Raw genomic sequence first — 19675 nt, forward strand, 5'->3', positions numbered from 1 at the left:
TCTTGCATTGCTGTCATGGGTTTCAATCCACGCACCCGCGTAGAGTGCGACTCTGTTCCGGCAGATGAGAGGGAGGCCTTTGCCATTTCAATCCACGCACCCGCGTAGGGTGCGACGTCAAACCATAGAGAGCGCTGCCCGTTGGCCCAATTTCAATCCACGCACCCGCGTAGGGTGCGACTCCATGATTTCCAGCGACTTGACCTTCATGTTTTATTTCAATCCACGCACCCGCGAGGGTGCGACCACCATTCACATTTACAGTCGAGGGTAACTTTCCATTTCAATCCACGTACCCGCGTAGGGTACGACGACATCCGTAGATACCTCCTTGTTGAGCCTTTGTAATTTCAATCCACGCACCCGCGTAGGGTGCGACCCAAGCACCCCGGTATCGCTGAGCGATGCTGATATTTCAATCCACGCACCCGCGTAGGGTGCGACTAGAGATGGCGTGCGGATCAACACCAATATGATATTTCAATCCACGCACCCGCGTAGGGTGCGACACACCGGTGTATATCCGCCGAACATGTGCATTCGATTTCAATCCACGCACCCGCGTAGGGTGCGACGGTGCTGTAAGCGCGAATATGCGACCGCAATGAATTTCAATCCACGCACCCGCGTAGGGTGCGACCTTGATGCGCATATACATCATTCTCTCCAAGCCAATTTCAATCCACGCACCCGCGTAGGGTGCGACGTGCAGGTAAAGCAGGCTGATTATTAACTTGCTATTTCAATCCACGCACCCGCGTAGGGTGCGACGCTGCCCGCTAACGCCCCGCTAACGCGTGGAGGATTTCAATCCACGCACCCGCGTAGGGTGCGACAAATTGCTCGGTCTTGTTTGGCGGCGGTGTCGGATTTCAATCCACGCACCCGCGTAGGGTGCGACACGGCACGTTCATACATGATTTGTTGAGAGTTAAATTTCAATCCACGCACCCGCGTAGGGTGCGACTTCTGCTGTTGCTGTTCATACCACTGACGTAATATTTCAATCCACGCACCCGCGTAGGGTGCGACTTCTGCTGTTGCTGTTCATACCACTGACGTAATATTTCAATCCACGCACCCGCGTAGGGTGCGACCTTTTGACCACGACGATGTATTCGCCAGCCCGAGATTTCAATCCACGCACCCGCGTAGGGTGCGACCAAACGGCTTCTTCCGCTGTTTTTCAATGTCCATATTTCAATCCACGCACCCGCGTAGGGTGCGACAAGTCCGTCTGCTTTCCGTCCCAATACGAAAAAATTTCAATCCACGCACCCGCGTAGGGTGCGACGAATATCGGCGTAAGGTCGCGTCGGCTATCGTGATTTCAATCCACGCACCCGCGTAGGGTGCGACAACGTCGTCATGGCTTCCGGTCCCGTACATTTCATTTCAATCCACGCACCCGCGTAGGGTGCGACTAATACTACTTCTATTAAAACGACGAAGGAAGGAATTTCAATCCACGCACCCGCGTAGGGTGCGACCATGTCATTCCAAAGTCCAAAGGCGGGAAAAATGATTTCAATCCACGCACCCGCGTAGGGTGCGACCAACGCTTCCTACAACCGACTCAATCAGCAGGTGATTTCAATCCACGCACCCGCGTAGGGTGCGACTTTGGTTATCGGTTTGTAGCCTTTCGAAAGGTGATTTCAATCCACGCACCCGCGTAGGGTGCGACAGCAGATCGGATTCCCTAACGCTAAGCAGATTAAATTTCAATCCACGCACCCGCGTAGGGTGCGACAGCGATTTTCAACCCATAAAGAGTTATTCAATCTTTTTTACGATAAATAAAATCATTAAAATGAAAGAAATAATCATTTTATACCTTAATCATACCAAAAAGTATTTTTCAAGACATGTTCAGAGGTGCGAATCCCCCAGGGATTTCATGTTCGCTTCACATTCGCACCATTGCTTCGCACTAGTCCTGCCTCACCTTTTAGTAGTAAAAAAGATTATATACGAACCAGTTGAACATTACAATTTCAAACAAAAAAAGAAAATTCAACTTGAACTTATACCGTTGGCATCATTCCCTCTAAAACAACACTATCTCTCGCTGCTGCCATTGTAAGCATCCTAAAAGACATTCATTCGTATCATAGCAATCTAAAAGAAATGAGGCTGAAGATTATCGGGTATAGTATGTTTGAGACTTTTTTAAAATCTGATCAAGAAAGGATGTCTGTGAATGGGACAATTAAAGCCATATATTATTTCGGAGGACGCCAAAACTCAGGGTGAATTCTACATAGACGCACTTGGAGGTAAAGTGATGTCCATACTAACTCACGAGGAAGCGATGGGCGCTCAACATGCAGCCAAAGACAAAGTCATGCATATGTGTATTGAAGTCGCAGGCGACAATTTCATTTTCTTGGCGGATGCCATGGAGCCGTTCACGCAAGGGTCAGGCCTCTATCTGTCTTTGGAGCTGGATTCCGAGTCTCAAGCCCGTGAAGCATTCGAGAAGCTTTCCATTGGAGGCCAGGTGAAATACCCGTTCGAGTTCCAGCCGTTCGGCTTGTTCTTAGGTGAAGTTGCCGACAAGTACGGAGTATGGTGGATGATTACAGCTCATCGCAAGGCAGAGTAAGTGAAACCGTCCCTCCTATAACAAAAAGGACGAGCGATTATCCACTTCGGATAGGGCTCGTCCTTTTAACGTACACAACTTTCGTCAAAAAATAGTCGGCACCATTCCACCGTCCATACGAATCGGTGAACCTTTAAAAGCAGATGCATAAGGACTGCATACGAAGGCAGCCAATCTGCCTATTTCAACAGGCTTGATGAACCTCTGTATTTCGGATTGAGGGAGATTGGTCTTCATAAATTGCTTCTCTTTTTCCGAAAAAGTCATATCCTCGTTCGAATATAAACCGTCGATGATCTGATACACTTGCTCAGAAAGTGTCGGTCCCGGCATGATCGTATTGACAGTCACTTCTGTTCCTATCGTTAATTTAGACAAGCTTTTGGCTAATGACAATAACATCGATTTGGTTACGGCATAATGAGGCATTTGTCCGGAAGGCATCACGGCTTCTTCACTAGCGATGAAAATAATCCGGCCATCATTGCGATTCAGCATACCAGGCAAATAAAACTTGGTCAGCCCATTAGCAGCAAGAACATTGGTTCGAATGTATTTCTCCCACACTTCATCCTCAATATCTTCATAGGACATCAGTTCATAGATGCCCATATTGTTTACCAGGATATCAATGGCGGGGTACTTCTGGAACAATGCTTCTCTTTGCTCCGCATCTACAAGATCGGCTGTAGCATTCTGAGGAGAAGTCTCCGGGAATGCAGACTTTATCTCCTGCACCGTCCGCTCGACCTCTTCTTCCTTCCGACCATTAATGAGCACATTCACACCTTCTCTGGCCAGTTCGAAGGCTATGGCTTTGCCGATGCCTTTTGTTGATCCTGTTATTAAAGCTGTTTTATTCGTTAGTCCCATGTCCATCCTATAATCCCCTTCCCGTTGCTTATCACTCACGACTAAGTCCTGAGCTTCGGATAGGAACTATATTACCTCCTGCAGGTGGTCCGGTAACTAGCACATGACGCCAAAATTCTAGCAACACACGCCAACCCATCCACCTAGGGAATCTGTTCTCCTGTTATTTCATTTGTACCTAAATGTTCTGTTCGCCAATGCGAAGGCGTATCTCCTTCCCAATAACGGAAGGCTCGGTAGAAGGAGTTCTGATCTTCATAGCCCAGCAGGAACGCCACTTCTTTAATATCGAGAGATGGGTCCGACAGGTACTGCCTCGCCTGCTCATGTCTGGCCTCTGCCAGCAGATGCTTGAAGCTCGTATGTTCATCCGAAAGCCGGCGCTGCAAGGTACGATCGCTTACCCCAAGCTCCTTCGCCACCTTCCTCATATCGGGACTTCCTCCAGCAAGGCTGCGCTTCATGATCCATTTGACCTTCTCGGTCATGGAACCGCTGTTCAGTTGTTCGTCGAGCGAGCGATCCAGTACGGGAGTCAGGATTTCCAGCAGCTCTTCATTGTAGGAGACAAAAGGACGGTCCAGATCTCTTCGATGCAGCGTTAACCGATTAGATCCTCCACCAATACGGACACGACAGCCGAAATAAGCTTCAAGAGCTTGAACATCTCCCATTGGCTGTGAAAACTCAACAAGCTGAGCGGTCAAATACTGCCCGGTTCCCCGTCTCCCCAGCTCCAGAAGATAAGCCAGCGTAATCCCGATTAACATAGCGGGACCAGGTTGTTCTGTATACAGCCAGGCCAGCTCGATGGTACATTTCTCGCCATGTTCGGTGATATGTAGGCTTTCCGGAGGACATAGTTGCTTATAGCGTGCCATTCGGGTTAGCGCATCGCGATAATCGCGCGCATGATAAGTCGCTAATACCGTAGGCGGGTATTTGGCCGTTTCAAAGGCGGTAGCAAGCTTGATGATGCCCTCAGCCGTATCGCCAATCAGATCGGAATAAGCCTGCCAGATCGCAAAGTAATGGGCGGTCGTCACGACCGGTTCATTCATAATCGCAAGGGGCAGCCCTGCTTTACGTGCTATGTCATGCGCTGCAATGCCTACGAGACGGACGCCCTCCCAGAATCCCGGCGGAAATTTTATACGTTCGGACGGATTAGATTTCATACAGTCGGTGCCTCCTTTTGCAGCTCTATTTGAAAACGGAAATGATTGATCCAGTATCCAGTCTTATTAAAGGCCCGTAGTATTAGGGTACCTTATTAAGCGGATTAATAAAAATAACGCTCATCTATCATTCCAAGGAGTGTCTTCTGCACCCCTTATTGTATTTGCCAATTGTGGTATATGTAAAAACAGCCCGCTCCCCTAAAGAAAGACACACCAAAACAGCCTTCGTTCCATCGCTAACACGGTAAATGAAGCGAAACATACAACTCAAAATGAAGTCGTTATAGATAGCCCAGACGGGATGGCGTTGAGGAACAGATAAAAAAAGAGCTTGCATTAAACATTTATTAACGTTAAATTATTTTTAACGTTAATAAAAATTGAACGAAGATCACTTTTATTCATGACCGTCGTTGAATGGAGGATTTAGATGAGTGTCCCTGCATCCCAGACTCACACCCATACCACTACATCATCTACTATGAGCGCATTAAGATTTCACAAGTCCTTCCTTATTCTGCTCCTCGCCAGAATGGTAACGAGATTCGGGCATTCCATTGATTACATTGCTTACAGTTGGATGGTCTATCAGCTAACCGGCTCCAAAATGCTCATGGGCAGCTTGTTTGCTATGAATTTTGTGCCGGGCATTTTGTTCAGCCTGTTCGCGGGCGTCCTTGTCGACCGCTTGCCAAAAAAACCGCTCCTGGTAATGACTTATGCTGTGCGATTCGTAATTGTAGCTTTAACCGCTTTTCTGTTCATTAAAGGATGGATCCTACCCTGGCATCTGTTTTTATTTACGTTCCTGAATTCTACCTTCGAATGCTTCTCTACCCCAGCCGAAACCTCGCTTGTCCCAAGGTTGCTGCCCAAGCGGCTGCTGCTCAGCGGCAATTCTCTCATTACTTCCGCCTCCAGGGTAGCCGAGCTTGCCGGTCTGGCCGTAACTGGTCCACTCATTGCATGGATAGGACTTGCCGGCGCCATCTGGGGCGGTTCCGGAGCCTTTCTGGTATCTGCTCTCATCGTGTTGTTTATTCGAATTCCTTCCGTGAGAAAGGAAGTTGGACCGTCTTTGAAGGCAACAGAAGTTCAGCCGCTGCGATTCTGGCAGCAACTCAAGCAAGGTCTGCAATTCGTCCGGTCTGAGCGCATCTTGCTCTATACCCTAAGCACAAGCGCCGTTATCAATATGGGCTTGACGCCGATTAATGTCATGCAGCCGGTCTATGTTCAGGAGATTCTTCAAGCAGGTCCGGCAACGCAAAGTGTGCTGGGAGGCGCAATGACACTCGGCATGATTCTAAGCGGGTTTGGACTAGGCATATGGGGACCACGGTTTCGCAAAAGTACACTAATCGTATCTGGTTGCTTCTTGCTAGGAACAGGGCAGATTTGCTTATTCATTCCGTCTTCCACTTCTATACTGCCGCTTGTAATTGCGGGATGCGGTGCTTTCGCCAGCGGGCTTGCCCTTCCACTCATCAGTACAACTGCGGCTACGTATATGATGGAGGCCGCTCCCCAGGCGATGCTCGGCCGTGTCAGCTCCGTATCAAGCATGGTCGGCATGGCCTTTATTCCACTCGGCTCCGTTGGCGTTGGCGCAGCCGGAAGCTTTGTAGATGTGGAATGGCTCTTTATGAGTGCAGGCATACTTGTAATGATTCCGCCTATCTTTCTCCTGACCCAAAAAAAGTTTATGAAAATATAGTATACTGAATACTCAACCATACTTCTCCAAGAGACAGGAGTGGCCGTTATCGAGAAAAAAGTGTTGAAGACGATCGAGGAGATCCGGATTTTCTCCGATCCTTACCGTATGAAGATTATGAACCAGTACCGTAAGACTTCACGCCCGGCTACGATCAAGGAAATTGCCGATAAGCTTGGAGAAGTTCCCGCCAAAGTCTACTATCATGCGCGCAAGCTGGAGAGCATCGGGCTCTTGGAGCTGGCGGAGACCAAACTCATTAATGGCATTACGGCCAAATATTATACAGCTTTTGAAGGTACGATTGAGGTTAATCAAGATATCGTAGATGACTCTATCAAGGAAGTATATGCCTCCGAAGCCCAGAAGCTGATCGCCCGGACATTCGATGAAAGCAAAGAAAGATATCTGAACAATAAACGCTCCAAATCAGCAGGCATCGCCCTCTTAATGAATACCGACCTCTTCATGACGCCGGATGAGGCCAAGGATCTGAAGGCTTACTTAGAACAGCTCACAAGCAAATACGGCAAAAAAACAAAACCGGAGCAATCCTCGTATCATTTCCTTTCTTCTTTATCCAATGATCCCGATTGAGCAGGCACAGCTCATAGACCAGATGTAGCATTTTCAGATAATAAAAAGCGGCAGCCATGGACTTCAAGTCCTGGCTGCCGCTTTGTCGTGTGTTCATGACAAGCAAAGGATGCAGGAATCCATGTACTTGTATGTACCGTCTCTTGAACAACTGGTTGTAGGAAATCAATGAACGTCCCCGATGTTATCCTAATCGATTAAACGTTGCGATTGAATCTAACTTAATTTTTTAGTAACAAGCTTTCCATGGTGTTATCTATTGTGTCGCTGACTTCTTCAAACAATTCAATTAATTGGCTGATAAAAGCATACTCCTCATCTTCATCAAATGGATAGTCACTATCTTCCTCTAGGGACACCTTTTCACTGATCACATAATCAAATGCTTCAATAATTTGTTTTCTTTGTTCATTTCTCATTAAAACGAAATATTTGCTTCCCAAAATATCTTTCGATATTTTTTCATATAAATCAAAAACTCTTGAAAACAACCTTTCCGCTATCTCACTTTTCATCTCATCTTCATCTAAATCCCAATTCGTATTTTCAATAGATTTATACCTATAATAAAACTCAGAAAGTGAATGTCTAATCACAAACAGCTCTCTCAGCACCTCTTGTTTAGTCTCATCACTTTGATTTTCTAAATAAGCGAGTGCATTATTTTTTCTTTCGACCGTAATCCCTGGACCGCTTAAACTCAAAGATAATTGCTTAAACTCAAAATTTCGAAATAAACTCTTCATAAAACCCATCTCCTCTAGTTCTAAACTATTAGTAAAATTTTCCCTATATTGTATCATATAAAAGTTGAGCGGACATTTCAGAAACTATATTTATTCTATTCATTCCCAGAAATCTTTCGATCCTATTTAGAGTCTTGATATTTGGCATGGATAATTGAATGGAGAGGTTAGTTTTGGAAGATAGTTTTTGGGGAATAAGACATCAACTGCTGATGAATTCAAAGAAGTTGCGACTGATCCTGTCATAGATAAAAGTAAATATGAGGGCGATGAGCTAGGGATCGTACAGACATTGAACCTTATGATCAACGCGGTATACATTTCAATCCACGCACCCGCGTAGGGTGCGACATTTCACAACAAAAGCCCACTGTTTATTCCTGCCCTATTTCAATCCACGCACCCGCGTAGGGTGCGACTGTATCGCTATCCAAAGAGCAACGATACTCCAGAATTTCAATCCACGCACCCGCGTAGGGTGCGACGATGATTGTTACACTATTTGGCGAACACCCCTGATTTCAATCCACGCACCCGCGTAGGGTGCGACCAGTTTTCATTGAGATCAATGTCAGATTCCTGCAATTTCAATCCACGCACCCGCGTAGGGTGCGACCGGCGAGTACGGCATTACCGTTAAAAACGCGAAAATTTCAATCCACGCACCCGCGTAGGGTGCGACCTGGCTTAAAGCATACGATTGATGCAATCGAGCTATTTCAATCCACGCACCCGCGTAGGGTGCGACTCATGCGGTGCTTTTTCGATATGCCCTGCTAAAAATTTCAATCCACGCACCCGCGTAGGGTGCGACACGAGTAACCCAAATCACACACTTATATTATTGTATTTCAATCCACGCACCCGCGTAGGGTGCGACGATTGGTTCTTTACAATTCACAAGACCAGGAGAATTTCAATCCACGCACCCGCGTAGGGTGCGACCTCTTCGTATTGCGGTCTACCGCCTTCGTGCTTTATTTCAATCCACGCACCCGCGTAGGGTGCGACTCAAGTTTCATCAACTTACGCCACAACAAGTAGGATTTCAATCCACGCACCCGCGTAGGGTGCGACTTCAAGCGTGGCTGCTTATACTCACCGTTTGCAGATTTCAATCCACGCACCCGCGTAGGGTGCGACGTAATATCCAGTGACCAAACTAGATACTACCCTATTTCAATCCACGCACCCGCGTAGGGTGCGACTTGCAACGGGATGAACCTTTGCGGGTGCAATATGAATTTCAATCCACGCACCCGCGTAGGGTGCGACCCCCTTCAAATTCAAACTACGTGACGACATATCAATTTCAATCCACGCACCCGCGTAGGGTGCGACCTTCCAACCTCAGACTTGGATGGCATAATATTAGATTTCAATCCACGCACCCGCGTAGGGTGCGACAGCGATTTCCACCCCAAAATGGGTAGAACAATCAATTTAATGAAATATTCAATCATTTAAACAAATTTTTTACTCATTATAATTTTTTTTCATGACACATAGTCTTTTTAAAACTTATCTAGAGGTGCGAATCTCCTAGGGATTTTATGTGCGCTTCACATTCGCACTACTGATTCGCACTAGCTCACATCGCTCTTTAGTAGTAAAAAGATTATATACGAGCTTGTTATACATTACAATTTTAAGTAAAAAAAGAAAGAAAGTTTTTCTTTTATCTACTATTAAATATAGTAATTCTTCTTGGCGGATGCCATGAAGCCGTTCACTTATAAAACAAAGAGCATTCTATCCTATCGCAAAAAGACGAGTTTATTATCCGCTTTGAATATGACTCATCTTTTATATGTTTAAATGATTACTCTACTTCCGTTACTCCCCACGCTCCAGCAAATGCCGCGCTGTAATATGATCCGTCACAAGCACGTTCGCATAACCGCCTTTTAGGGCGCCAATGATGCCAGCAATCTTATTCGCCCCGCCTGCAACGAGTATAGATCGTTCCTTCCGCCTGAGCTCGTCCAGGCTAATGCCTATCGTACGCTGATTAAGCTCTTCTGAGCAGATCTCTCCAGCAAGGTTGATATACCGGGAACAAATGTCGCCTACTGCGTTCGCACGAATGATATTCTTCTCCTCCTCGGTGAAGTAGTCCGTCCGAATCAGAACTGAATCTTCGCTTGGCGCACCTACCGTGACTACGGCGATTTTGGACTGCTTGCCAAGTTCCAATATCCCGCTAATATGGCGGTCCATCTCAATTGTCTGCTTAACGATTTTATGATCGACCAAAGCAGGCAGTGGAATGAAATAAGGCATGGTACAGAATGCCTTGCCGAACAAATGGACAACCTCATGCGCATACGTATTCGTCTCCGAATGGCTGACGCCGCCATTAAGCTGTACGACTTTAACATCGCGGAGAGGCTTGTGCTTCAGTTGCAAGGCCACCTGATACAGAGTCGTCCCCCAAGTGACGGAGATAACGTCACCATCCTCCACCGTATCGTACAAGTAATTGGCCGCCGCTTCACCAATATATTTTTTGACGACCTCGTTATCGTAGTTCGATACCGGTGCAATGACCGCTTTTTTCAATCCGAACCTCGATTCCAGCCCTGCCGCTAGCGCGTCATAACTTTCACTGGGGTGGACAATCTTGATTTGCACATAACCCTCGTCCCTCGCCTGCTGCAGGAACCTTGATATGGTTGGCCGCGATACGCCGAGCTTCTGGGCAATTTCCTCTTGATTCAGATTCCATTCGTAATACATCCTAGCCGCATCGATCATCTTGCCAAGCTTGTCGTCCAATCGTTCATCCGCCATCATGTCCACTCTTTTCTGCCGAGATTCTCCTTCTAAAATATACTAGACGAATGTTCAATTGACAATGACTACCACACGCATATAAAAACGTCCCGACTCACGCATGATCGTGAGCCGGGACGCTATACATTACAACGAAAAGATGGATAAATACCTTACTCTTGCTTGCCCTTCACATACTCCTGCACAGACAGCAGCAGTGTCACTACTTGGGCTCTAGTCGCTTTGGCTTCCGGTGCGAATCTGTTGCCGCCCATCCCCTCAACCAGGCCAGCTTCCACTGCTGCCGCAATGTACGGCTGCGCCCACGGTTGAATGTCTTTGGTATCGGCAAAGGACGTCTTCGCGTTCGGATCTACCTTAATTCCGAGAGCACGGACCAGAATAACGGTCATCTCCGTTCGCGTCAGCGACTTCGACGGACGGAGTGTATGATCCTCATAGCCCGTAATGACTCCATCCTTAATCAGTTGGGCGAAGAAGGCTTGCGCCCATGCCGGCACTTGTCCGGCATCCGCGAAGTTCAAGCTTCCGCCTGCGGTATTTTCGAGCTTAAGCGCTCGACCGACCATCGTAATGAACTCTGCTCTAGTCGCTTGTCCGTCTGGACGGAAGCTGCCATCCCCGTACCCATTCACTATGCCAGCAGCTACTGCTTTGCTGATCGATTCCTTAGCCCAATGGCTGCCTACATCTTCGAACGATACCTCAGGCGACGGTGTTGGTGTCGGCGTTGGCGTTGGCGTCGGTGTCGGCGTTGGTGTTGGTGTAGGTTCCGGCGTCGTTGGTGTAGTCGGTGTCGTTGGTGTCGGTGTCGGAAGCGGACTTCCTTTCAAGTCAACGATGCGGCCTTCTACAGCAGATGTCTTGGCCGTAATTGTACCTGCTTTCTGAATATAATTCGTGAGCACCTCATAATCCGGCAGATACAGCAGATTGACGCGTCCTTCTTTATATGCCTTCTCTAAGGAAGCGTAGAAGTCGCCGCCCTTGGCTGTAAATGCGTTCGTAGCCACCTCATAAGTCTTTTTCGGATCAAGCGGTACGTAGCGGTTGCCATTCTTCACTTCGATGCGCACAACGCGCTCGTTCACCGGCTTCGTCGAGTCGTAATCGAAGCGCATGCCCGCGATATGCGGGAAGCGACCGTCCTTCGTTGTCGTAATCGTGGAGACGCCATTCTCCATCGCTTCCTTGATTTCTTGACCTGTCAGCATGATTGTAACGAGGTCGTTATTGAACGGAAGCACCGTCAGCACTTCACCTTGCGTAATTGGACCCTCGTTAATGGAATCTCTTATGCCGCCCCCGTTCTGAAGAGCGATGACTGCATTTGTACCTGCCGCCTTGGCCGCAGCAAGCATGCCGTCAGCGATCAGGTTGCCGAGATTCGTTTCCTTGGAGCGTACATCCGTCCGTACGCCGTTTAGTACGACATTGGTCTGACCAACCACAGTTTCTGTAAGCTCTACAATGCCCGGCTTATATTTCGTATCGAGAATCTGCTTCGCCTCTTGATCTTCAGCGATGACATAGTTGGCTCCATCCTTCGCATCAATAGAGATCAGCTCTGTATTCCAATCTACTAATACGCCCGCTTCATCGAACAGAACTTTCAATCTGCCGAGGAACTGGCCTTTCTCACCGGTCTGCACGATCAGCTTTGGTGCATTCGGCTGAGTGCGGTCTACTATGGCTTCATCCAGCTTGGTATGGCTGTGTCCGCCTACGATGATGTCAATGCCTGGGACTGCTTTCGCAAGCTCCAGATCTGCTTCGTAACCCAAGTGCGAAAGAACGATAATCTTGTTGATGTTCTCCGCTTCCAGCATGGCAACGGTATCTTTAGCGCTCTTAACCGCGTCCTTGAATTTAACATCGCCTGGAGAAGCGATATTCGCTGTATCTTCTGTCGTCAAACCAATAATGCCTACCTCTTCGCCGTCCACATTCATAATAATGGCCGGGTAAATATTTTTCTTAAGGCCTGGCTTGCCAATTTCGCTCTTGAACATGTCTTTCAGAATGGCATCCGCCGAGAAGTCGACGTTGGATGACACGAATGGGAACTCGGCATTGCCGATGAAGTCAGATAGCACCTTCGAGTCTTTGTCGAACTCGTGGTTACCGAACGTCATCGCATCATAACCGACCAAATTCATGAATTCCAAATCTGCTTGGCCCAAATATTTGTTGAAGTAAAGCGTGCCGGAGAATACGTCTCCCGCATCGACGAGAATCGGATTCGTCGCGCTGGCCTTAGCTTCCTTGATCGCCGTTACACGGCGCAGGATGCTATTCGGCGAGCTTGTTGTATCCAGGTTCGCGTGCGTGTCGTTTGTATGCAGGATCGTGAGCGGGAAGCCCTCTCTCAGATCAATCTGCGCCATAACCGCGTCGTGATCGGATACACGACCAGCCGAAGGCGAGAAGTCCGCATTCAAGTGAACAACGTCTACTTCTGCGCGCGAAGTCAGATTTTTGCTAACCAGGATATGGTCGAGCACCTGTGAATTTCCGTCAAACGTATAAGTATAACGCTCGTTCAGCGGAAGCTTGTCGATCAGGTTGTCCAACTCGTTGCCTTTCAGAATCGTCGCTGTCTTGGTGAACTGGAAGTCATTCAAGTCGCCCAATGCGACGATATTGGCATCCGGATTTTGCGCCAGCACATTCTTCACGAAGTCGTTGACGACGGCTGCGATCTTATGACGCTGAGCTTCGCTCGACAGGACTGGCGGCTGAACGACACCGAACGGCCCATTGTCGCCGGACTTGGAGTTGAAATGGTTTGCGATCACAATCACTTTTTTGCCATTGAATACGAACTGGGCCGCAAGCGGCTTGCGCGAGCTCGCGAACGCTTCGTTCGTCGGATCAATTCGGCCTGGATTGTGTGTCAATTGATCCGCTGCAGCCGTATATTGAACAGCTTGGGTCGCGCTTCCCTTGCCATTGGCACTGTCCGCCAGACTTACGCGATCCGGATTATACAGGAAACCAACGCGGATATTGCCGCCCGGCGCTCCGCCGTCCTTTTTATTTTGTGGCGCAATGTCCGTGTAGATGTATTCGGGGCCGCCTTTTGCTTGAATCGCTGCAATCAAGGCAGATGCATCAGCTTCAACCATGCCATTATCGGTCTCACCGTTGCCGTCCTGCATCTCAACGACGCCGATAATATCCGGCTTTTTCATATTGGAAACGATGGATTCTGCTAATTTGTTCGTTTTGTCTGCTCCTACGCCCGGATAGTAGTTCTCGATATTGTAAGAAGCAACCAACAACTTGCTGTCATCGACATCAATCGTCGTCATCTCCTGTTGGAACGAGCCACGCGTAATGGTAGGCAAGCTGCCGTTGGCCGGGATGACTTTGAAGTTGCCGTTGTTGTAGCCGATTACACCCGTAACGTCTCCTGCGAATTTATCGCCTGTATTCACTTCTTGACCCGGATTTCCGTATGCGATCAGCAGACGCTGCGGATTCAGGTTGTCCTGCTCCTTCAGCACCAGGCCTCCAGCAGGCGTAATAACGTCCGCATCATCATTCTCGATCCGTGTCGGGATGTTGTACAGCATGGAATTGCCGCCACCGCTTGTCCAATACGGGCTAAGAATGGTTGGCGTCGGCAACGTAACGAGCATGCCTTCCAACGATTCGTAGAAATCGATAGCATCCTCTTCCGGCTGGAATTCCTTCATTTCATCGTTGTCGATTATTGAAGAAGGAATAGCTTTTCCGTTTTTGCCCAAAACAACAGGCTCCGGCATCTTGTAATGATGATCCGGCTTGATCGTTCTCGACGACATCGTAATTTGTGTCGAAGTCAGATTGCTGGCGCTGCCTTCATTGAATTCGGACACCATACCCGATACGGCAACCAGATCGCCGACGGCCGGCTTCAGCAACTCACTCGTGCTGTAGACAAAAATACCTTCGGATGTATTGTCGTTATCGTCAGGCTCCGGATCTTGCATGAAGAAACCTTTGTAAGCGCCTGTGGCGAACGTGTATCCATATTGCGTGACAATGCCTTCCACATCGGATACTTGCTGGCCAGCATACTCGGATGAATGAGACTCGCCTTGAATATCGTGAATGCGCAGCTGCTCAGAAACTTCATAGGCGAACGTGTAGACTCCGCTCACTTCGCTGCCGGCAACTGTAATGGCTTTGATGACAACATCTGCATTTACCTTAATTGGTCCATCGTACAGTTTGCTTGCAGATGTTGGAGTGGAGCCATCCAGCGTATAGTAAATCTTCGCTCCGCTCATTGGGCTTGTAAGCGTCACGTCACCGCCGATTATAATACGGCCCGCTCCGGGACTTGCCATAACCGACAGCATGTTCTCGACAAGTGCTGTCTCGCCAAGCGGAATAAACTGATAGTCTGCGTTGAATTGTTTGATCACGCCTGTAATCTTCTCGAAAGTCGCGCCCGCTTTCAACTTGGACAGACTGGAGTAGATCGTGAAGCTCGCGCCGCCTTGGCTTGCTGTTACTCGGCTGCCGTTCACGCTATCGATCGTTACGTTCTCCAGCGTAACCAGCTCTGCTTCATGTGCCTCGCCGTTTGCTGTCGACAGATCAGCTCCCGTAACCAGCTTTGGCTCCGGCAATCCAACATTTTCTTGGACAACCTTATACGTCAGCCCGCTCTGAGGCTTCAGCTCTTGCAGATTGCTATAAATGTCCATGACACCGCCAACTTCAACACGATCGCCGACTTTGGCAAAATTGTTGTAGCCATACAGCACGATGCCTGCTGTCTCATCCTGAATGTACATCTCAGCGCCCTCGATAAACGTTACGACGCCTTCCGTCCATGCATTTTGTCCCTTATCATTCACTCGGGCCGTAGCAACATCCGTTTTCTCCAGAATCGTATAGTCGAAAGTCGATTCCGGGCTATCCGACATGCCTGGCGCTTTACCGTATGCCTTGATCGTCGTCGCTTCGTTAAGGACGATCGCTCCTGTATACGGTGCATAAGTACCTGCTCCAACAGCCGCTTCAATGGATGCGCCTGCTGTAGCTGTGTTCAGCGACACTTCCGTACCTGCAGGCCATGCATTAGGCGCAGGCGAAGCCGTTACCGCACTTACCGCCAGCTCATTGTAGGCACTGTTGCGCGGGTCCGGCGACTTGACTTCGAAGTCTGCCAAGTTATTGTTCGTATCCTCGCCGCGGCTGGAGCTAGGTGCGCCCGCAGCTGCTTTCCGAATCGCTGCCGTTGTATTGGTCAGCGCTGGAGTTGGGCTTGTCTCGGATTGATTGGCAGTTCCGTAGCCGACCAGATCGATCGTGCTGCCGGTTCCGTCTACCAAATCTACCTTTCCGTTTGCTCCGGCCATAGCCAGAGCTCCACTGGCATCTGGAGTCGGCAACTCCTTCGTACCGCCTGCTCCTGGCGCTTGCTGTATGAGATAATACCCTTTGGCGTCAATAGTTCCGCTAATTTTCGTTACATTCGTCTCATCGTTGAACGTCCCGGTTGCGCTTGCATATCGCACCTTCCAGTCCGTCATCGTGACGGGTTGATTCGTCGGATTGTACAGCTCGATGAAATCGTGCTTATACTCGGCTCCGGCGTTTCCTCCGCCTCCATACACCTGTGAAATCACTACATGACTTGCCTCCGCCGCCTTTACCGGGGCGCCGATACTGCTGAGCGTGCTGCCAACTAGCAAAACAGCTGCCAGCACCATGCCTGTCTTTCTCTTCATTCGAGAAATCCATCCCTGCATGTTTTTTGTCTCCTCTCTTTACCTTGGGAATCCATGAACTAGAATCAATACTAGAATCATGGCCTCATATAGAGTAGTTCCGAAATGTCATCGATACATCAACATGAAATTAAGTTCTAGTAAAGGTGAACATTTGTTCAAGTAGATAGAGAGAGTTTTCCTTCCTCGCGATTAGATGGGTGGCATAACGGGCTACATGGTTTAAATCATGAAGCACCGCCACTAAAGTATGACCTTGTTCATTGAGATCTGTAAATAATTCGAGCAGTTCAATTTGATGTGCAATATCCAGATAGGTCGTCGGCTCATCCAAAAGCAGCAGCGGCGTTTGTTGGGCAAGCAGGTTTCAAACACTGTTGAATACCTCCTGTAATTTATTTCTTAAAATCATTTACCTCTCTTCAAACATCACATAAAATGAACATAAATAGATAGTTTTCATCTAAAATTTCAATGCTACTACGAAGGTACAACTGTGGGCATCTGAGATTTTAAGATTTTTTAGCTGTTGCCAATGAGGTGAGCTTTACCAAGGCGCATATATGAGGAGTCGTTACGTTGAAAATGAAAACCCTAATATCCCCGTTAGTTCTGTTAATCATTCTACTTACGGCCTGCAGCAATAGTTCAAAAGTATATGATTTAGCGACCATTACCCAACTATTCGAAGAGGCAGAACTCCATCTCAAACCTCAAGCCGGAGATAGCTACCCCATTGTAATGAGCATAGAACCAAGAGTCTATGAATTATTGGATGATAGCTTATATATTTACGTTTTCAAAGCGGAGGATGATCTTGCTGAAGCTTTAAAAAGTGTACATATAGAGGATCTATTTAACGTCCCTCCCTACGTGTATCAATTAAATAACATATTGATTTTATATATGCCTTTATCCCCTACTGATGTAAACTTTGAAAAACAAATTCATGATATTATTCATAATGAACAGGCTCAAAAATAACGACTTGAAACTCAATAAAGTGGCTTTGCCCCGTAAGAACGAAGTCACTATAATGCCCGCTTCCTAAGCTATATCCTAGTCTGTCTATTTTGTTGTCACAAAAAAAACAGCTGCTCAGTAATGAACAGCTGTTCTCGAAAGCTACACCGGTTATTGTAATCTAGTTAGCTTAAAGTCATCAATAGCGGCCCAGTTTCCAGCTGCCGCATTGGAATGTACGCCAATGGTTATGGTACCGTTCGTGACATTAATATTATCTATAACTAGCTGTGTCCAATTCCATGGTATGGACAGCCCGTCAATAGAATCATATCGTGCTGCTCCTCCATAATTGCTTGCCTCAAGCCTTAGCTGATTTTGCCCGCCGCTGGAACGAACCCATACCGTAGCCCGGTAAACGCCGTTGCTGACTCCCACAGCCTGGTAAGTCGTTTGCTGATAAGCAGCTGCCGCATTATGATGGACCAGCTTGTAAGTGCCGCTGTGCGGATAATCATTGTCTACGCTATGCACACTTGCGGCCCCGGATGGATACCACGCGCTCCAATTCGTTGTATTCCCGCTTTCAAAACCAGGGTTCTGGAGCAAGTTCGCAGAAGTAAATTGAATTGAATTCAGATTTGCTCCGCCTTTGAATACAAGATAGATATCCTTTACCCCCGAGGCACCTGTTAAGGATGCAGAGACAGAAGTCCAATTCTGCCAACCACCCGTACCATTGACCGGAATTGTACCCAGCAAAGGACCGCTAGGGCTATTGGTCCGCACTTCAATCGAGGTGTTGGTATGGCCATTGGCCACGCGGGCCGTTACGCCATTGATGCCGGCAATATCGACATTTTTATACAACAGCCAGCTGTTGTTTTTCGTAAAGCTGATATTCAGGCCGCCATGAGTATCCTCACTTGTCTGCGGTACAATATCGAATGCTTCATGATAAGAAGAAGCACGCAGCTCTCTGTCGCCTGGAATGACAGTCGCAGGTTTGGATTGGGTTCCGGACCATTTGAAGGTAGCTGCTGATTTGGCAGGAAGCGTGTACGAATAAGACTGATCGCCCCATACCACATCAAACGAATGATCGGAGCTCGTCTCATTATAAGCAACTAGCACTTTGCTTCCATCCGGATTTTTGAAAGCTGCATTATGCAGACCCCACGCGTAGCCTGTTGAAGCAATGCGAACTGCCCCCGGCAGAACGAACTTGCTAAAGTGGCCCATCGAGTAATAAGATTCGGTATACTTCACATTCCCCGATGCCTGATTAATTTCAATCAGACCTGTACAAGTGGTACAACCGCCATTGGTAGGTCCATTATTCGTGTCTAATGCAAGATTCCAGGCAATAAAGTTTTTGGACCAGTGCCGCATCGTTTTGGTCAAATTTTTCATATCCACATCGAATTGCCCCGTTGTTTGTTCTGTCCATATGCCGCTGGTACACTCCGTTTGATACGTGCCTTTGCTCGGGATTCGGTAGTGCATAGTAGACATAACCGATGCCTCGCCGCCATAACAATGCCAAGCGGAGCCATCCGTGTATGCAGTTGCCGCTGCATCTGTATAATACTCAGGCAGAAAATAATCAATATCCCAGTTATGGTCAAAGGCAAAAATTTTAACGTTTTTACCGCTAAGCGCCGGCCCCAAATTATTTTTCACAAAGTTGGCCTGCTCCTGTGGGGTCATATACATCCCTGGATAACCCGTAGACGCCCAGCGCGGCTCGTTTTGCGGTGTAACGGCGTATATAGGCAACCCTTTACTATTGTAGGCATCCACAAAATTAGCAAAGTAAGTAGCAAAATCACCATAGTTGGCTGTCTTCAATTTGGCAGTATCTCCACCAAGCATGGATCCATTTTCCTTCATCCAACCTGGCGCACTCCATGGCGAAGCCATAATTTTCAGGTTTGGATTTAAGGCACGCGCTTGCTGGAGCAATGGAATGATATTGATTTCATCATGAGCAATGGAAAATGGAGCTGTGGGCGAGTTTTTGTAATTATAATTGCCTACATGAGAGAAATCTGAAGCCCCCATCGGCTGCCTGAGCCAGTTGACGCCTATTCCATTAGTTGGGCTAAATAAATTGGTCATGACGGCCGTTCTTGCTGATGGACTTAATTTTTCATTAATAAGGTAGGCAGAGGAATCGGTAAGCGAAGCCCCGAACCCCTCAATAGTCTGAAATGTACTGTTCTCATCTACAAAAATAGCATTGTAGCCATGGTTGCGATGTTTGGAGAAAGTCTGAGATGCTTGGGGAGCCAGCTTGCTCGACAACCCCGAATCTGTGAGCCATACCTGTACGGTTTCTCCTGCTGCAGATACGGTTTCAGTAGGTACTATTGATAAATTCGACCATACGAGCGTGAATGCAAGTAAACCAGCTAGGATACCAGAACGCTTCCATTTCTTCATACCAAACATCCTCCCATAAC

At 47.8% G+C, this 19675-nt stretch carries 10 protein-coding genes, 1 pseudogene and 2 CRISPR repeat arrays; of the genes and pseudogenes, 4 read left to right on the top strand and 7 right to left on the bottom strand.

The genetic code is table 11. The annotated features are described in order from the left end of the window. Positions 1–280: 280 nt before the first annotated feature. A CRISPR array of direct repeats spans positions 281–1753; the repeat unit is 32 nt; unit sequence ATTTCAATCCACGCACCCGCGTAGGGTGCGAC. Between the two features lie 450 nt (positions 1754–2203). Further along, complete coding sequence (locus tag DX130_RS23020; protein WP_116049386.1) at positions 2204–2608, top strand: VOC family protein; 405 nt, start codon at positions 2204–2206, stop codon at positions 2606–2608. A gap of 84 nt (positions 2609–2692) precedes the next feature. Here DX130_RS23020 and DX130_RS23025 read toward each other — a convergent pair whose 3' ends face one another. Both DX130_RS23025 and DX130_RS23030 read right to left on the bottom strand, forming a co-directional pair. Next, positions 2693–3487: an SDR family NAD(P)-dependent oxidoreductase gene (locus tag DX130_RS23025; RefSeq protein ID WP_116049388.1), complete on the bottom strand. Its 795-nt coding sequence runs from the start codon at positions 3485–3487 to the stop codon at positions 2693–2695. A gap of 137 nt (positions 3488–3624) precedes the next feature. Further along, on the bottom strand, positions 3625–4659 hold the full coding sequence (locus tag DX130_RS23030; protein WP_116049390.1) for an AraC family transcriptional regulator: 1035 nt from the start codon (positions 4657–4659) through the stop codon (positions 3625–3627). Positions 4660–5092: 433 nt separating this feature from the next. Here DX130_RS23030 and DX130_RS23035 point away from each other — a divergent pair, with 433 nt between their 5' ends. Further along, a complete protein-coding gene (locus tag DX130_RS23035; RefSeq protein WP_116049391.1) occupies positions 5093–6379 on the top strand; it encodes an MFS transporter in 1287 nt (428 codons plus the stop codon). A gap of 39 nt (positions 6380–6418) precedes the next feature. Next, the gene (locus DX130_RS23040; protein WP_116049393.1) at positions 6419–6976 is read left to right on the top strand and encodes a winged helix-turn-helix domain-containing protein; all 558 of its coding nucleotides are present in this window, start codon (positions 6419–6421) and stop codon (positions 6974–6976) included. Positions 6977–7197: 221 nt separating this feature from the next. Here DX130_RS23040 and DX130_RS23045 read toward each other — a convergent pair whose 3' ends face one another. From DX130_RS23045 to fecE, 4 genes and pseudogenes are all read right to left on the bottom strand, one after another. Then, positions 7198–7722 carry a hypothetical protein gene (locus DX130_RS23045; protein ID WP_116049395.1) on the bottom strand — a complete coding sequence of 175 codons (525 nt, stop codon included), beginning with the start codon at positions 7720–7722 and terminating at the stop codon, positions 7198–7200. Between the two features lie 319 nt (positions 7723–8041). Beyond that, positions 8042–9129: direct repeats of the CRISPR family, unit length 32 nt; unit sequence ATTTCAATCCACGCACCCGCGTAGGGTGCGAC. Positions 9130–9558: 429 nt separating this feature from the next. Further along, the gene (locus DX130_RS23050; protein WP_240644664.1) at positions 9559–10518 is read right to left on the bottom strand and encodes a sugar-binding transcriptional regulator; all 960 of its coding nucleotides are present in this window, start codon (positions 10516–10518) and stop codon (positions 9559–9561) included. A 152-nt stretch (positions 10519–10670) separates the two neighbouring features. After that, positions 10671–16268 carry a 5'-nucleotidase C-terminal domain-containing protein gene (locus DX130_RS23055; protein ID WP_116049399.1) on the bottom strand — a complete coding sequence of 1866 codons (5598 nt, stop codon included), beginning with the start codon at positions 16266–16268 and terminating at the stop codon, positions 10671–10673. Positions 16269–16416: 148 nt separating this feature from the next. Continuing rightward, positions 16417–16608 (bottom strand): annotated as a pseudogene (gene fecE, locus DX130_RS27490) (Fe(3+) dicitrate ABC transporter ATP-binding protein FecE); the annotation flags it as partial. A 218-nt stretch (positions 16609–16826) separates the two neighbouring features. Between fecE and DX130_RS23065 the strand changes: the two are divergent. Further along, positions 16827–17231: a hypothetical protein gene (locus tag DX130_RS23065; RefSeq protein WP_116049401.1), complete on the top strand. Its 405-nt coding sequence runs from the start codon at positions 16827–16829 to the stop codon at positions 17229–17231. 150 nt (positions 17232–17381) lie between these two features. On the opposite strand, the gene DX130_RS23070 is transcribed toward DX130_RS23065, so the two are convergent. Next, complete coding sequence (locus DX130_RS23070) at positions 17382–19655, bottom strand: carbohydrate-binding protein (protein ID WP_165861424.1); 2274 nt, start codon at positions 19653–19655, stop codon at positions 17382–17384. Between the last annotated feature and the right edge of the window lie 20 nt (positions 19656–19675).

The organism is Paenibacillus paeoniae (assembly GCF_003388735.1).
Classification (GTDB): domain Bacteria; phylum Bacillota; class Bacilli; order Paenibacillales; family Paenibacillaceae; genus Pristimantibacillus; species Pristimantibacillus paeoniae.

Bases quoted from the DNA above. Each gene is read 5' to 3' on its own strand.
- DX130_RS23020 (WP_116049386.1), top strand. From the start codon at position 2,204: ATGGGACAATTAAAGCCATATATTATTTCGGAGGACGCCAAAACTCAG.
- DX130_RS23025 (WP_116049388.1), bottom strand. From the start codon at position 3,487: ATGGACATGGGACTAACGAATAAAACAGCTTTAATAACAGGATCAACA.
- DX130_RS23030 (WP_116049390.1), bottom strand. From the start codon at position 4,659: ATGAAATCTAATCCGTCCGAACGTATAAAATTTCCGCCGGGATTCTGG.
- DX130_RS23035 (WP_116049391.1), top strand. From the start codon at position 5,093: ATGAGTGTCCCTGCATCCCAGACTCACACCCATACCACTACATCATCT.
- DX130_RS23045 (WP_116049395.1), bottom strand. From the start codon at position 7,722: ATGAAGAGTTTATTTCGAAATTTTGAGTTTAAGCAATTATCTTTGAGT.
- DX130_RS23050 (WP_240644664.1), bottom strand. From the start codon at position 10,518: ATGATGGCGGATGAACGATTGGACGACAAGCTTGGCAAGATGATCGAT.
- DX130_RS23055 (WP_116049399.1), bottom strand. From the start codon at position 16,268: ATGCAGGGATGGATTTCTCGAATGAAGAGAAAGACAGGCATGGTGCTG.
- DX130_RS23070 (WP_165861424.1), bottom strand. From the start codon at position 19,655: ATGAAGAAATGGAAGCGTTCTGGTATCCTAGCTGGTTTACTTGCATTC.